Source organism: Acetatifactor sp. (assembly GCF_982438285.1).
Genome location: NZ_CEWDFQ010000044.1, coordinates 1 through 13,946, shown reverse-complemented (window position 1 = coordinate 13,946; position 13,946 = coordinate 1). Strand labels below are relative to the sequence as shown.

The following is a 13,946-nucleotide window of genomic DNA, read 5'->3' as shown; positions in this document are numbered from 1 at the left end:
GACCACAGGTTATCTGCCAGAAAGGGAAATGTTCCGGTCCGGTATCCGCCTGGTGCTTCTCTATACGGCAGGAACAGGGCTTCTTCTCATTTGTACCGCCAGCTATGAATGGCTTTCGGTGATTCTTAAGACGCTGCAGAATCTTGTGCGGCAGATTCTTCGTTTCCTAGTGAGCCTTTTGCCAAAGAGCGAGGAAACAAAAGAGCCTTTGATTCAGGAGGCTGTGCCGGGACAGGGTATGATGGAAATGCCGGAACCGGGAGAGAGCTTCTGGCTGTGGGATTTGCTCGCGGTCATAGCGCAGATTGCAGTGATAGTCTTTTTGGCGGTTGTTTGTTATAAGGCTGTTCGCAGAGGAATTCAATATCTCCGGGAGCATTTCAAGCGGGAGCGGATTGAAGTAAACGGAGCCGACGACGCCGTGTTTGATGTACGGGAAAAATGTGATGTGGACTCCAGGAAACGAAAAAGGGGAATGCAGCAGGTTCTTCAAGCCTTCACCCCCACGGAGCGAATCCGCAGATACTTTAAAAAGCGTGTGCTCTCCGAAAAAAAGCTGTTTGGGCAAGAGGAAAACCCGGCAGGGCTTTCTCAATATACAGCCCGGGAATGTGCGGATAAAATAGGCATTCCTTCCCTGGCAGTTCTCTACGAAAAGGCACGTTATTCCAAAGAGGGCGCTGACTCTGAGGATGTTAAGAAAATGAAGCAGGCGCTTCGGAATGGAGAATAGAATGGAAAAACTGGCTCTAAACGATGAAATATTATTAAGGGTTGAAAAGCCCGCCCGCTATATCGGAAACGAAGTAAATGCGGTGGTAAAAGATAAGGACAAGGTGAAGATACGTTTTGCCATGTGCTTTCCCGATGTGTATGAAATCGGAATGTCTCATTTGGGCATTCAGATTCTTTATGATATGTTTAACGCCATGGAGGACGTCTGGTGCGAAAGGGTTTACTCTCCCTGGGTGGACCTGGACGCCATCATGCGGGAGGAGAAAATTCCTCTGTTTGCGCTGGAATCCCAAGACCCTGTAAAGGAATTTGATTTTCTGGGAATCACCATCCAATATGAAATGTGCTATACCAATATTCTGCAGGTGCTTGACCTGGCACAGATTCCCCTGCTGGCTCAGGAGAGAGGGGAGGATTGTCCCATTGTGATCGGCGGCGGTCCCTGCACCTATAATCCGGAGCCTATTGCGGATTTTTTTGACCTGTTTTACATCGGGGAAGGCGAAACCCAGTATGGCAATCTCCTTGACCTTTACAAAGAATGTAAAAGAGAAAATGCGGGACGTGTGGAATTTCTGCGCCGTGCTGCAAAGCTGCCCGGTATTTACGCGCCTCGTTTTTACGAGGCATCCTATCATGAGGACGGCAGGCTGAAATCTTTTATCCCCACAGAGGAAGGGATTCCACCCATCATCCACAAGGAGCTTGTAAGGGACATGACGGACACACCTTATCCGAAGAAACCCATTGTCCCTTATATCAAGGTGACGCAGGACAGAGTGGTCTTGGAAATTCAAAGGGGCTGCATCAGAGGCTGTCGGTTCTGCCAGGCCGGACAGATTTACCGCCCGGTGCGGGAGCGGGATGTGGAGGTTTTGAAAGAATATGCGCTGGAAATGCTGAAAAACACAGGCCATGAGGAAATCTCCTTAAGCTCCTTAAGCTCCAGCGATTACAGCAGGCTGCCTCAGCTCATAGACTTTCTGATTGCAGAATGCGGGAAAAAGCATGTAAATATATCCTTGCCATCCTTGCGTATTGACGCTTTCTCTCTGGATGTGATGAGCAAGGTGCAGGATGTGAAAAAATCCAGTCTCACCTTTGCGCCGGAGGCGGGAAGCCAGAGACTGCGAAACGTAATTAACAAGGGGCTGACTGAAGAAATGATTCTAAAGGGCGCAGCCCTGGCCTTTCGAGGGGGCTGGACCAGAGTAAAGCTTTATTTTATGCTTGGGCTTCCCACCGAGACCCAGGAGGATATCCGGGGAATTGCAGAGCTTTCCAATAAAATTGCCGCCGTATTTTTTGAGGAGGTTCCCAAGGAAAAACGCACCAATGGCAGGGTGCAGATCGTGGCCAGCACATCCTTCTTTGTGCCCAAGCCATTTACCCCCTTCCAGTGGGCAAGGCAGTGCACCAAGGAGGAATTTCTGGATAAGGCTTTTCTGACCAGAAAGGCTGTCTCTGAACAGTTAAATCAAAAGAGCATCAAATATAATTGGCATGAGGCAGACGCCAGTGTACTGGAGGGTGTTCTGGCAAGAGGAGACAGAAGACTGTCAAAGGTGCTGTTAAGGGTCTATGAAAAGGGCTGCTTTTATGACGCCTGGAGCGAATGCTTCCACAACGATAAATGGCTGGAGGCCTTTACAGAATGCGGTCTTTCCATGGATTTTTATGCCTTTCGGGAACGGTCTGTGGATGAATTGCTTCCATGGGATTTCATTGACTGTGGGGTCACAAAGGAATTTTTAAAGCGGGAATGGGAAAAAGCCAAAGGAGAAGAAATTTCGGAAAACTGCAGGGAAAAATGTCAGGGCTGCGGCGCCAGCCGTTTTGGCTGCGGCATTTGCCTTGAGCGCTGAAAGGAGGGAAGGGATTATGAGATTACGAATAAAATTCAGAAAATATGGCGTGCTGCGTTTTATCGGTCATTTGGATTTGATGCGTTTTTTTCAAAAGGCCATCCGCAGGGCGGAGATTGACATTGCCTATACTACGGGTTTCAGTCCCCATCAAATTATGTCCTTTGCCGCACCTTTAGGCGTTGGCCTTTCCAGCAACGGGGAGTATATGGATATTGAGGTAAACTCCATGATTTCCTGCCAGGACATTAAAAAAAGGCTGAATGAGGCCAGCGTACCCGGGATTGAGGTCACAAAGGTATGCGTGCTGCCGGAGGATGCAGGAAACGCCATGGCCAGCGTTGCCGCCGCTTCCTATACTGTGCATTTCCGTGAGGGCAGGGGGCCTGCTTTTGACATGGCTGCAGCCCTTCCCGATTTTCTTTCAAGGGATGCCATCCTGATGCAAAAGGAAACCAAAAAGGGATGCAGAGAGGTGGATCTTCGGCCTGGCATCTATGAAATGGAATGCCGGGAATCTGGGGTTTATCTGCTTTTAGACGCTTCCAGCGGCAGCAATATCAAGCCCTCTCAGGTGCTGGAAGCTTTTCTGCGGCAAAACGACTGTACCTTGCAGGAAAATTCCCTCTTGATCAACAGGGAGGAAATTTTCACCAACACAGGGACGGCACAAAATCCGGTCTTTGTTCCCCTTTATGTCATGGGAGATGATGAAATATGTCAGACGGAAAGCTGATTTTTACAGAATATGACGGTAAGGCCCTGGCAATGCTTTTTCAAAAGAAGCGTCTTGTGGCGGCACAGGTTCTTCCCGAAGGCACCAACCGGATCGGTGCTGTCTATGTGGGAAGGGTAAAGCATGTAGCTGCCAATATCGCCGCCTGTTTTGTGGAAATTGCAGACGGAGAAATCTGTTTTCTGCCATTCAAAGAGGCTTCCGTCCCCTTTTTGCTAAACCGCAGATATGACGGCCGTATTCTGGCTGGAGATGAGCTTTTGGTGCAGATTACCAATGAAGCCCAAAAGGCCAAGCAGGCCAATGTGACGGCGAAAATATCCCTGGCCAATGAGTTCTTTGCCCTCAGCTTAGACACCTCCAGCCATGCAAGCTTTTCCTCCAAGCTTTCCTCAGAGCAGAAAAAGCAGCTGCAGGAGCTTTTGCATGAGGAAGGAATTTTGGAAGGCCGCTCCTTCCGGCAGACACCGGAGGTTTCCGTGGCTATCAGCGGCGTAGTACGCACCCAGGCAGGAGATTGCAGCAGGAAAGAGCTTGTTTCCTCCTTCCATGCCCTTCAACGGGAATTTGTGCAGCTGCTTGAAAAGGCTCCCTACAGAACCTGTTTCAGCTGCCTTAAGGAAGCCCGGCCCGGCTGGGCGGCGGTTTTAAATTCCATGGTATATCCCTGGGAGTATGATGAAATTATCACGGATCAAAGCATGCTCTATGAGGCTGTTTCGGCCTATTGTAAGGAAAGACTGCCCGAAAAGCAGGTGCGCCTTTACGAGGACGCTTCCTATCCTCTGCACAAACTCTATTCGGTAAAGACCCGACTGGAGGAAGCTCTTGGCAAACGAGTATGGCTGAAATCCGGCGGCTATTTAATCATTGAACCTACGGAAGCTCTGACAGTAGTGGATGTCAATTCGGGCAAATATGAGAGCAAAAGGGGAAGTGCAGAGAGTGCCTATCTTGTAAATATGGAAGCCGCCCAGGAAATTGCTCTGCAGCTTCGGCTCAGAAACCTTTCCGGCATGATCATAGTAGACTTTATTAATATGTTTTCTGTGGAATATGAAGAAAAGCTGCTCCAGCATCTGCGGAGCCTGACCGGAAAGGATAAACAAAAGACTGTTGTAGTAGACATTACACCTCTTGGACTCGTAGAAATCACCAGAAAGAAAACCAGCAGACCCCTTAAGGAGCAGCTGGCAAAATAAATGCGGGACGGATGATTGTAAAGCAGGAAAGGAAAGATTAGTTTGGAAGCCATAAAATTTGAAAAAGTAAAAGATGGAAAATATCTGAAAAATTATGAGATTACTTACAAAAACAAGGCCGGGCGGGAAAAAAAGTATGAAATCGTCAGCAGGAGAGACTTAAAGGACATAAACGACATAGGCCAGGCGCCCAGCGGCGTCTCCATCGTTGCCACTAAGGGGGACAGACTTCTTTTGCTTCACGAATTCCGCATGGGCGTAAACCGTACCATATACAATCTCTGTGCCGGGATGCTGGAAAAGGACGAAACCATAGAAGCGTGCATTGCCAGAGAGCTGTATGAGGAGACAGGACTTAAGGTAAAAGCCATAAAAAAAATTCTGCCTCCCTCCTATGCTGCGGTGGCAATCTCCGACACAACCACCTATATCGCTTTTGTAGAGGCGGAAGGGGAGATCTCCGGCCATACCTCTGAAAATGAAGAGATTGAAGCACGATTTTATACCAAGGAAGAGGTCAAAGCTCTGCTTGAGACGGAGCCTTTCAGCTCAAGAGCCCAGATGGCGGCCTATTATTTTGCTTTTGGAATGATTTAAGTTTGAAATAATAAAAAAGGAGGAGACAAAAATGCTGCAGATCATTATTTTATTCCTGACAAGCTCTTTGTTACTTACCAATCAAATCTCTGGGAATGCCGAAATTTCTGACGGAGCTGAAAGCAAAGCACAGAATATTCAAGTGCAGCAGGAAGAATGGACGCTGGAGGCGTCTGATCCAGAGCAGAATATTAAATTGTACTATAACGCTTCCGCAGATCAATTCTGCCTGAAAAACAGGGAGGCTGAAACAGAGAGCTATCTGGAATTAGAGAAGGAATATGACGATATCGTTCAATTCCAGATATCACAGTGGGGGGAAGAAACTCCCTGGGCAGTGCTTCAGGTCAGAACCAGGGAAGATGGGTATGAGACCTTTATTTTTGACAAAGAAAACCTCAATGAAATCCCAACGGCCGCAGACCCCATGGGAATGGCAGGAAGCTTTCTTCGATCGGAAATAGATGAGGAAGGAAATCTTGTGCTGAATATAGCTGGCAGAAAGTTTTTGGCGGAAACGAAGGATGCTCCTTTTTCAAGGACTTTACAGCAAAACCTTTCTGTTAAGGGATATTGCGAATATTTTCAGGATGAAACCGGTCTTTACTGCAGTGCGCCGGTTTATCTTGGCAGGGATAACAGGCTTGGAAATATCCTGCTTTATTTTGAGTTTGACGGTGTGGGCATGAATTTGACAAATTATAGCTTTGCAGAATAATCAAAGCCAAAGGGTGGGAATGGTCTATGAAGGACGGCTTTCTTATCAAGGATGAATTCTTTCACTATTATCAGGAGCTTGTGAGCGATGTGATGCTTCCTTACCAATATGCGGTGCTGGACGACAATGCCGCAGATGCGGACATACCTAAAAGCCACTCCTTTGAAAACTTCCGGATAGCGGCGGGAGAGAGCAAGGGGGAGTTTTCCGGATGGGTATTCCAGGACAGCGATACCGCAAAATGGCTGGAGGCAGCCGCCTATTGTCTCATGCGAAAGCCCGATCCGGATTTGGAGAGCAAAGCGGACGCAATCATCTCTCTGGTAGGCCGGGCGCAGGAAAAGGACGGATATCTGAATACTTATTTTACAGTGATGTGCCCGGACCGAAAATGGCAGAATCTTCAGGAGTGCCATGAGCTTTACTGTGCCGGACATATGATCGAGGCAGGTGTTGCCTATTATGAGGCCACAGGGAAAACAAAGCTGCTTCAAATTGGAAAACGTCTTGCAGACTTAATAGACAGCATTTTCGGAAAGGGAGAGGGAAAGCGGGACGGCATTCCCGGGCATCCGGAAATTGAGCTTGCCCTCATAAGGCTGTTCCGAGTTACAGGAGAGCAAAAATACCTTGCATTGGCAAAATATTTCCTTGATTTTCGAGGCACGGACCCTGATTTTTTCAAAAAGGAGGCACAGAAAAGAGGCTGGACGCTCTGGAACATGAATCCTGAGGATACGGATTATCTTCAAAATACTTATCCTGTGCGAGAGGAAAAAAATGCCGTGGGCCACGCTGTCCGCGCCGTTTACCTCTATACAGGCATGGCCATGGCGGCAGTGGAGACAAAGGATGCTTCTCTGGCAGATGCCTGTGAGCGGATGTGGAACAGTATCGTGAACAGACGAATGTACTTAACCGGCGGAATTGGTTCCTCTGCTGATGGGGAGGCCTTTACACTGGATTATGACCTTCCAAACGACACTGCTTACTGTGAAACCTGCGCCTCCATCGGTCTGATATTTTTTGCAAATGCTATGCTTGATTTACAGCATAATGCCAAATATGCAGATGTCCTGGAGCTTGCGCTGTACAACACAGTACTTGCCGGAATCCAGAGGGATGGAACCCATTTCTTTTATACGAACCCTTTGGAAATGGATCCCATGCACGCGCAGAAAATCCCCCGCTTCCGTCACATTTATCCAAGACGTCCAAAATGGCATGGCTGTGCCTGTTGTCCGCCCAATGCAGCACGGCTTTTAGCCTCTTTAGACCGATATGCCTGGCATACGGAACAAAACGAAAAGGGACGGCAGATTTTTTATTCCGATTTGTTTATTCAAGGAGAATATCATTACAATGGCGCCTTTTCCTTTGTGACAAAAACAAATTATCCTTACGATGAAATGGTAGAATATGAAGTGCAGACTGCGCCGGGCTCGTTTACTTTGGCTGTGCGCCGTCCCTTCTGGAGTAAAAATACTCCGGTAAACGTAAATGGCAAAAGAAAAATTCCCAAAATGGTAAATGGCTATCTTTTGCTGGAGGACTTGAAGGCAGGGGACTGTGTACAAGTAACGCTTGACGTATCCCCACACAAAGTATATGCCAATCCAAAAGTTTACGCCGATGCAGGAAAAACTGCCTTTATGGCCGGTCCTCTGGTATATTGCTTCGAAGATGCGGACAATAAGGATTTGAATTTCCTCTGCGTAGACAAGCAGGGTATTCCATTGGTCTTTGACAGAAAGGATTCCGTACTGGGGCAAATAAGAGTACTCAAGATTCCGGGCTTACGCCTGACACAGCCGGATGCGCTGTATTCCTTTGCGCCTCCTGAATGGGAGAGATGTGAATTGACCGCCATTCCTTATTATACCTGGTGTAACAGGGAAACAGGAAAAATGAAGGTATGGATGCCAGAGCAGTGAAAGCGCCGCTCAATCTGCTCAAAAACTTCTTGACAATATGGTCTATACGTAGTAGACTCAAAGCAAGTAAAGAGTCTACTGCTTATAGACCTTTTATATTTTAAAAGCAGCAATAATTTTCGTGTTTTCGTCCAAACCATGTGAAAGGAGATGAGCCTTATGAAGGACTGCTACAAGCTTGCAGACGCAGAATCCAAATTTGCAGACATTATCTGGGCAAACGAACCCATTTCCTCCACAGAGCTGGTAAAGCTTTGTGAAAAGGAGCTTTCCTGGAAAAAGTCAACTACCTATACTGTTTTAAAGAAATTAATTGGAAAGGGTATTTTTCAAAATGAAAAATCCATTGTCTCCGCAAAGCTGACTAAGGAACAGTTTTACGGACTGCAGAGCCAAAATTATGTGACGGAAACCTTTGGTTCTCTGCCCAGGTTCCTTACAGCCTTTTTTCAAGGACGCAAGCTCTCTCACAAGGAGGTTGAGGAGCTGCGCAGCTATATTGACAGCTTTGAGGAATGACAATTCTTAACAAATGAAAATGCCTGAAAAATCAAGATAAGGAGGGGTTTTATGATCAATCTGTTTCTGACTGTGCTGAGTATGAGCCTGACTGCTTCCTACTGCATTCTTTTTGTGTTTTTAGCCAGACTGCTTTTAAAAAAGGCGCCAAAGACATTTTCTTATTTCCTTTGGATTGCCGTTGCCTTTCGACTGATTTGTCCTTGGTCCCTTGACAGTGAATTCAGCCTGGTGGGAAAGCAGGTGGCGGCATCCGCAGAAAACATTCTTGATTCCGGCATTTTTGCGGAAGCCTTCAGTGAATTTCAGGCAGACAGCAAAAATTCCACTGCAGCAGATTCTGAAAAAGTGACCGCCTCCTTTGATCTGCAGGCACAATCAGGAACATCAGAAGCCTCTGCGGTTTCCACTTTTGCAGGGGATTTCACAGACTCTTTGGCTTTTTTGCTGCATCTGGGAGCTTTTGTATGGCCCATTGGCGTATTGCTTTTGTTTATATACTGCCTTTTTACCTGCCTTTGTCTCAAAAAACGGCTGAAGGCAAAAGTTGTGGAAACCAATTTTTATCGCAATATTTCTGTCAAAATAGTGCCAGGACTGGATACACCTTTTGTTCTGGGAATTGTTAAGCCTGTTATTTATCTGCCTGATACGATAACAGCGGAAGAGAAGCAAATATGCCTCGTCCATGAATACACACATATCCGTCGAAGAGATCCCCTGATCAAGCAGGCCTCCTTTCTTTTATGCTGTATTCACTGGTTTAATCCTCTTGTATGGCTTGCATTCTATTTGATGAGCCAGGACATGGAAATGTCCTGTGATGAAATAACATTAAATCATAATACAACAGCAGAGCGAAAAGTCTATTCCCAGACACTGCTTCGTCTATCGGGAAAGGAAAGAGTTGTTTCAGGCTGCCCGCTGTCTTTTGGAAAAAATAATGTAAAAGCCCGAATCAGGAATATAATGAATTATAAAAAGCCTGGATTCTGGATACTGCTTTTTTCTATTCTGTTTGTGATATTCTGCGTTTTTGGCTTAACATTAAATCCTATCGGAAGCAAGACAGTGGATTCTTTAATAAGCAGCGAAGAATCTATGGAAGCACAGCAAAATGATGCTATGGAAAAACAGCTCATAGAGCTGAGAAAGACTTTGGAGGCTGAGATTGCTCAACTTGAACAGGAATTGGAAAAACAAGAGCTTCAGCAGCAGACGCCTCAGGAGGAATTTCCATCTGTATACCTGAGTATAAATGGGCAGACAATTTTGGTGGAAGCTCAGGAGGGAACTTATTCTTATGAGGAGACAAGGGAGGGACAGACATTGACTGCGCAGGCCAGCATCTTTTGCAAAGCCTCTTTTGAAAGCGCACAGGGTAATTCTTCCATCACAATCGGAAGCGCTGGCACGGCCTATCCCATACGCTATGATGACGAGGGCATCTATGCCGCAGGCGGTCATTATGTAGCAAAATACAGCTTAAATGTCTCTGATCAGCAGGTGGTTTTATCAGAATATGCCACAGAAAATTTTGATTCAGACGGCAATGTATCTTACATTTATTTTAATTTGGAAAGCGGTGAAATACATTCTGATGAAGATGCTTATCTAAAACAACTGCTGGAACAATATGGGAATGCTCAAGTATTGGACTTTTCCGTTCCTTAAACGCTTAGTTAAATTTTTATAACGCTTCGGATGATGCAGAGGAGGATGGTTCCAACTATGCGCAAAAGACAACTTTAACGAATAGTTATAGGTTTTTCAGAAGACTACCAGGCTCACTGTATCTGCATTTCATCCGAATCGAAAATCACGGTGAATGGACCGTCATTCAAAAGAGAAATTTTCATATCCGCTCCAAAGCACCCTCCTTTAACCACAGATATTTCTTTGCGGCATTGTTCCAGAATATGTTCGTAAAGTGCCTGGGCTTTTTGGGGTTCACCTGCTCTGGTAAAGGAGGGGCGGTTTCCCTTTCTGCAATCTGCATATAAGGTAAATTGTGAAATAATAAGCAGCTGCCCGTCTACAGCATGCAGATCAAGGTTTGTTTTTCCGTTTTCATCTGCAAAAATTCTCAAGCCAACTAATTTTTTTACCATTTTATTTGCAATTTCAATAGTATCTGACTGATTGATTCCCACAAACACCAAAAACCCTTTTTGAATTCGTCCAATCTCCTTATCTTCCACCGAAACAGATGCCTCTGCTACCCGCTGTATCACAAATCTCATTTATTTTTCTCTCCTTGTTTTTCTTCATTGTCATCATGAAATCCCTGCTCATCAATACTGCCTACATTGACATAAGCCTGCGTATCGCAGGGAAGATTTTTTTTCTTAAGCGCCGTGTTGACGATAGATTTAATTCCCGCATAAATTACAGCAAAAATGGGAACACCGATAAACATACCTAATACACCAAACAGTCCTCCAAAAAGCGTAATTGCAAAGATCACCCAAAAACCCGTAAGACCGGTAGAATTTCCCAAAATTTTGGGCCCTAAAAAATTACCGTCAAACTGCTGTAAAATCACAATAAAGATAACAAAATAAACGCAATTTAAAGGGTGCATAGGATCTACTATAAAAATTAAAATCGTGCTGGGAACAGCCCCCAGATAAGGCCCGAAAAAAGGAATTACATTCGTAACGCCCACTATCACACTGACCAGCACTGCATAAGGTGTATGCAAAATGCTTGTTCCAATAAAGCACAGCACGCCAATTATAATGGAATCTAAAATTTTTCCGCTGATAAATCCGATAAAAGTTCTGTGTGTAAACCGAAAGTTTTTAATGATCACATTGGCCGTGTGCTTTTCAAACAAGGCAAAGGCAATCTTCTTTGCCTGCCCTGCAAATTTCTCCTTGCTGGCAAGAAGGTAAACAGATATAATCAGACCGATAAGAAAATTCCACAATACTCTGAAAATACCGATGACACTCAGAGAAACTCTTCTGATTAATTCGCTGGTCGTGGTAAATGCTGTATCGTTCAGCCAGGCTTCCAGCTCAACCGAGTATTTATTCACCAGCCGCATGGCATAATTTTTGAGGTCTGCATTATCCTCCAAAAGTCTGTTCAGCCATCTTGTAAAATTATTGATGTAAGAATCAAAATTAATTACAATGTTCTGTATGCTTGGGACGATCTGAGAAAGCAGCATGGAAAAAAGGCCATGAATAATGGCAAAGAAAAAAATCATCGTAAGGATAATTCCGATTCCTCTCACGAGAGAATTCCTTCTCTTAGAAGGCTTTATTTTGCACTTTCTGCAGAAAAAAAGCAGAATTTTATCTTCTATGAAATTCAATACCGGCGTCAGCAGATAGGCAGTGACAAAGCCAAATACCACAGGCATAAGAATGTTTATCACTACCTTTATGCCAACCTTTATGTCTGAACCGTAAAACAATACATAATAAAATAAAATGCTTGCCGCAATGACTAAAAATGCCGTCAAACCCCAGCGAAAATATTTGTTTTCCAGCTTAAATTTCATTCAGACAGCCCCTTCTTCTGTAAATTTCAAAAATCTTCCTTTGCTATATATTAATAATACACTGAAAATATACTTATCTCAAGCAAAGGTTGCAAAAAACTATTTTCCGAAGGGTGCGAATTCAAATCTTATAAAATATCCTCTGTCATGCTTACATACAGGACACACCTTCGGGGCCTCCAGGCCTTTATAAACATAGCCGCAGTTTAGACACATCCACTCTGCTTCCACATCCGACACAAACAGCTTGCCTTCTTCCAAAAGCTTCGCATATTTACCGAATCGGTCTCCATGCACCTTTTCGATCTCTGCAATCTGCAGAAAAGAAGCCGCAACATTTTTAAAGCCTTCTTCCAGAGCCTTTTCTCCAAAGGTTTTATAAATTGGCTCATGCTCTTCATATTCATTATGCTGGGCCATGCGGAGAAGCTTTTCTACATCCTCTGTGATATCTACCGGATAACCACCGTCAATAAAGATAGTCTCTCCTGCCATTTCCTTCAAATGGTTGTAAAAGATTTCTGCATGTTCCTTCTCCTGGGAAGCTGTGAATGCAAAAATTGCACTGATAACATGCAGGCCGTTTTTCTTTGCCTGAGATGCTGCAAAGGTGTATCGGTTTCTGGCCTGGCTTTCCCCGGCAAATGCCCTCATCAGGTTATCTTTTGTTTCACTTTCACGAAATTCTACTGCCATAGATTTCTCCTTTCCTGTTCCGCCTTAATGCAGATATCGGTTTCATTGAAAGTATATCCGGGTTTTGGAAAAATATAATTGCCTATTGTTTTTAAACTGCAAAAATAATAAAATAAAATAGAAATTTAACCAAGCATATCCATAGAAACAACCATGGAGGACTATATGAAATTACAACAGGTGTTAAGCTGCGTTCGCAAAGCAGTGGACGATTACCATATGATAGATGAATATGACAAGATTGCAGTAGGCATTTCCGGTGGAAAGGACAGTTTGACTCTTTTATATGCCCTAAACAGCTTAAAGCGTTTTTATCCAAAAGAATTTTCCATTCACGCAGTGACTGTAGACCTTGGTTTCGGCAATTTGAATTTAGATGGTATCCGCGCACTCTGCAAGGAGCTGCAGGTGGAATACACCGTCATTCCAACAGACATCGCACAGATTATTTTTGAGGAGCGTAAAGAAACAAATCCTTGCTCCTTGTGTGCAAAAATGAGAAAAGGAGCTTTAAATCAAACAGTGAAATCCCTCGGCTGCAACAAAGTGGCTTATGCGCATCACAGGGATGACATAGTGGAAACCATGTTAATGTCACTTATTTTTGAAGGGCGTTTTCATACCTTTGCCCCCGTCACCTATCTGGACCGAACGGATTTAACCGTAATCAGGCCTTTAATGTATATGAAAGAAGCCGATGTAATCGGATTTGTAAATAAATATAATGTTCCTGTGGTGAAAAGCCCCTGTCCTGCAGACGGGCATACCAAACGGGAATATGTCAAAAATCTGCTCCGTCAGCTGAATCTGGAAAACCCCGGTGTAAAGGAGCGGATGTTTACTGCAATTCAAAATGCAAATCAGAAAGGCTGGACAGAGTGCTTTGGCGGTAATAAAAAATGATAACTATCATGACGAACAAAATAAACAAAACTTATTGAAGCTCCGGGCGGTTTTAGATACCCTTCCTGGGTTCTGCAGGACATTTTTTCGCGGAATTGAAGAATATACCTCTTCCCGTACCAGATTGGCCTATGCCTATGATATCAGGCTCTTTTTTGAGTTTCTTCACGAAAAGAACGCCGTATGTGCTAAAATGGAAATAAAGGACTATCCACTTTCTCTTTTGGATCAGCTCACCCGTATGGATATTGAAGAATATCTTGAGTATATTGCCCTTTATCAAAAGGACGGAAAGGATATCACCAACGAGGAACGGGGAAAGGAAAGAAAGCTTGCCACCTTGAGAAGCTTTTATAATTATTTTTTTCAGAATGAGATGATTGAAAAAAATCCTGCGGCTCTGGTGCCTCTTCCGAAAAGACACGAAAAAGAAATTATCCGTCTGGAGCCCAACGAGGTTGCCATCCTTCTGGATCAGGTGGAGGACGGCACAAAGCTTACCAAAAAGGAATTGGAATATCATAATA

At 44.6% G+C, this 13,946-nt stretch carries 13 protein-coding genes and 1 pseudogene; 11 read left to right on the top strand and 3 right to left on the bottom strand.

Features of this window, described 5'->3' with window-relative positions; all coding sequences use genetic code 11:
* The 9 genes from AC1WIP_RS03795 to AC1WIP_RS03755 all read left to right on the top strand — a co-directional run.
* On the top strand, positions 1–733 hold a 733-nt coding region (locus tag AC1WIP_RS03795), incomplete at its 5' end, for a hypothetical protein (RefSeq protein WP_481140563.1).
* A 1-nt stretch (position 734) separates the two neighbouring features.
* Positions 735–2,600: a TIGR03960 family B12-binding radical SAM protein gene (locus AC1WIP_RS03790; RefSeq protein ID WP_481140562.1), complete on the top strand. Its 1,866-nt coding sequence runs from the start codon at positions 735–737 to the stop codon at positions 2,598–2,600.
* 16 nt (positions 2,601–2,616) lie between these two features.
* On the top strand, positions 2,617–3,336 hold the full coding sequence (locus AC1WIP_RS03785; protein ID WP_481140561.1) for a TIGR03936 family radical SAM-associated protein: 720 nt from the start codon (positions 2,617–2,619) through the stop codon (positions 3,334–3,336).
* On the top strand, positions 3,318–4,538 hold the full coding sequence (locus AC1WIP_RS03780; protein ID WP_481140560.1) for a ribonuclease E/G: 1,221 nt from the start codon (positions 3,318–3,320) through the stop codon (positions 4,536–4,538). The genes AC1WIP_RS03785 and AC1WIP_RS03780 overlap by 19 nt, the downstream gene beginning before the upstream one ends.
* 42 nt (positions 4,539–4,580) lie before the next feature.
* Complete coding sequence (locus tag AC1WIP_RS03775; RefSeq protein ID WP_481140559.1) at positions 4,581–5,135, top strand: NUDIX hydrolase; 555 nt, start codon at positions 4,581–4,583, stop codon at positions 5,133–5,135.
* A gap of 31 nt (positions 5,136–5,166) precedes the next feature.
* Entirely contained in the window at positions 5,167–5,853 is a 687-nt protein-coding gene (locus tag AC1WIP_RS03770) for a hypothetical protein (RefSeq protein ID WP_481140558.1), read from the top strand.
* A gap of 26 nt (positions 5,854–5,879) precedes the next feature.
* Positions 5,880–7,787, top strand: a complete 1,908-nt coding sequence (locus AC1WIP_RS03765) for a glycoside hydrolase family 127 protein (protein ID WP_481140557.1) — start codon at positions 5,880–5,882, stop codon at positions 7,785–7,787.
* A gap of 159 nt (positions 7,788–7,946) precedes the next feature.
* Entirely contained in the window at positions 7,947–8,306 is a 360-nt protein-coding gene (locus tag AC1WIP_RS03760; RefSeq protein WP_481140556.1) for a BlaI/MecI/CopY family transcriptional regulator, read from the top strand.
* A gap of 51 nt (positions 8,307–8,357) precedes the next feature.
* Positions 8,358–9,980, top strand: a complete 1,623-nt coding sequence (locus AC1WIP_RS03755; RefSeq protein ID WP_481140555.1) for a M56 family metallopeptidase — start codon at positions 8,358–8,360, stop codon at positions 9,978–9,980.
* A gap of 113 nt (positions 9,981–10,093) precedes the next feature.
* Here the strand turns inward: AC1WIP_RS03755 and dtd are convergent, their stop codons facing one another.
* The 3 genes from dtd to rbr all read right to left on the bottom strand — a co-directional run bounded on the left by dtd (position 10,094) and on the right by rbr (position 12,516).
* Entirely contained in the window at positions 10,094–10,549 is a 456-nt protein-coding gene (gene dtd / locus AC1WIP_RS03750) for a D-aminoacyl-tRNA deacylase (RefSeq protein ID WP_481140554.1), read from the bottom strand.
* Positions 10,546–11,820, bottom strand: coding sequence for an AI-2E family transporter (locus AC1WIP_RS03745; protein WP_481140553.1), 1,275 nt, complete (start codon positions 11,818–11,820; stop codon positions 10,546–10,548). Before AC1WIP_RS03745 ends, dtd begins: the two co-directional genes overlap by 4 nt.
* Positions 11,821–11,919: 99 nt before the next feature.
* The gene (gene rbr, locus AC1WIP_RS03740; RefSeq protein ID WP_481140552.1) at positions 11,920–12,516 is read right to left on the bottom strand and encodes a rubrerythrin; all 597 of its coding nucleotides are present in this window, start codon (positions 12,514–12,516) and stop codon (positions 11,920–11,922) included.
* Positions 12,517–12,681: 165 nt separating this feature from the next.
* Between rbr and AC1WIP_RS03735 the strand changes: the two genes are divergently transcribed.
* Both AC1WIP_RS03735 and AC1WIP_RS03730 read left to right on the top strand, forming a co-directional pair.
* The gene (locus AC1WIP_RS03735; RefSeq protein WP_481140551.1) at positions 12,682–13,419 is read left to right on the top strand and encodes a tRNA lysidine(34) synthetase; all 738 of its coding nucleotides are present in this window, start codon (positions 12,682–12,684) and stop codon (positions 13,417–13,419) included.
* Positions 13,400–13,946: pseudogene (locus AC1WIP_RS03730) on the top strand (tyrosine-type recombinase/integrase); the annotation flags it as partial. The gene AC1WIP_RS03735 and the pseudogene AC1WIP_RS03730, both read left to right, overlap by 20 nt.

What these genes read in the sequence shown, in the direction of transcription:
- AC1WIP_RS03790 (WP_481140562.1), top strand. Translation starts at nt 735, where the DNA reads ATGGAAAAACTGGCTCTAAACGATGAAATATTATTAAGGGTTGAAAAG.
- AC1WIP_RS03785 (WP_481140561.1), top strand. Translation starts at nt 2,617, where the DNA reads ATGAGATTACGAATAAAATTCAGAAAATATGGCGTGCTGCGTTTTATC.
- AC1WIP_RS03780 (WP_481140560.1), top strand. Translation starts at nt 3,318, where the DNA reads ATGTCAGACGGAAAGCTGATTTTTACAGAATATGACGGTAAGGCCCTG.
- AC1WIP_RS03755 (WP_481140555.1), top strand. Translation starts at nt 8,358, where the DNA reads ATGATCAATCTGTTTCTGACTGTGCTGAGTATGAGCCTGACTGCTTCC.
- AC1WIP_RS03770 (WP_481140558.1), top strand. Translation starts at nt 5,167, where the DNA reads ATGCTGCAGATCATTATTTTATTCCTGACAAGCTCTTTGTTACTTACC.
- AC1WIP_RS03765 (WP_481140557.1), top strand. Translation starts at nt 5,880, where the DNA reads ATGAAGGACGGCTTTCTTATCAAGGATGAATTCTTTCACTATTATCAG.
- AC1WIP_RS03760 (WP_481140556.1), top strand. Translation starts at nt 7,947, where the DNA reads ATGAAGGACTGCTACAAGCTTGCAGACGCAGAATCCAAATTTGCAGAC.
- dtd (WP_481140554.1), bottom strand. Translation starts at nt 10,549, where the DNA reads ATGAGATTTGTGATACAGCGGGTAGCAGAGGCATCTGTTTCGGTGGAA.
- rbr (WP_481140552.1), bottom strand. Translation starts at nt 12,516, where the DNA reads ATGGCAGTAGAATTTCGTGAAAGTGAAACAAAAGATAACCTGATGAGG.
- AC1WIP_RS03735 (WP_481140551.1), top strand. Translation starts at nt 12,682, where the DNA reads ATGAAATTACAACAGGTGTTAAGCTGCGTTCGCAAAGCAGTGGACGAT.
- AC1WIP_RS03745 (WP_481140553.1), bottom strand. Translation starts at nt 11,820, where the DNA reads ATGAAATTTAAGCTGGAAAACAAATATTTTCGCTGGGGTTTGACGGCA.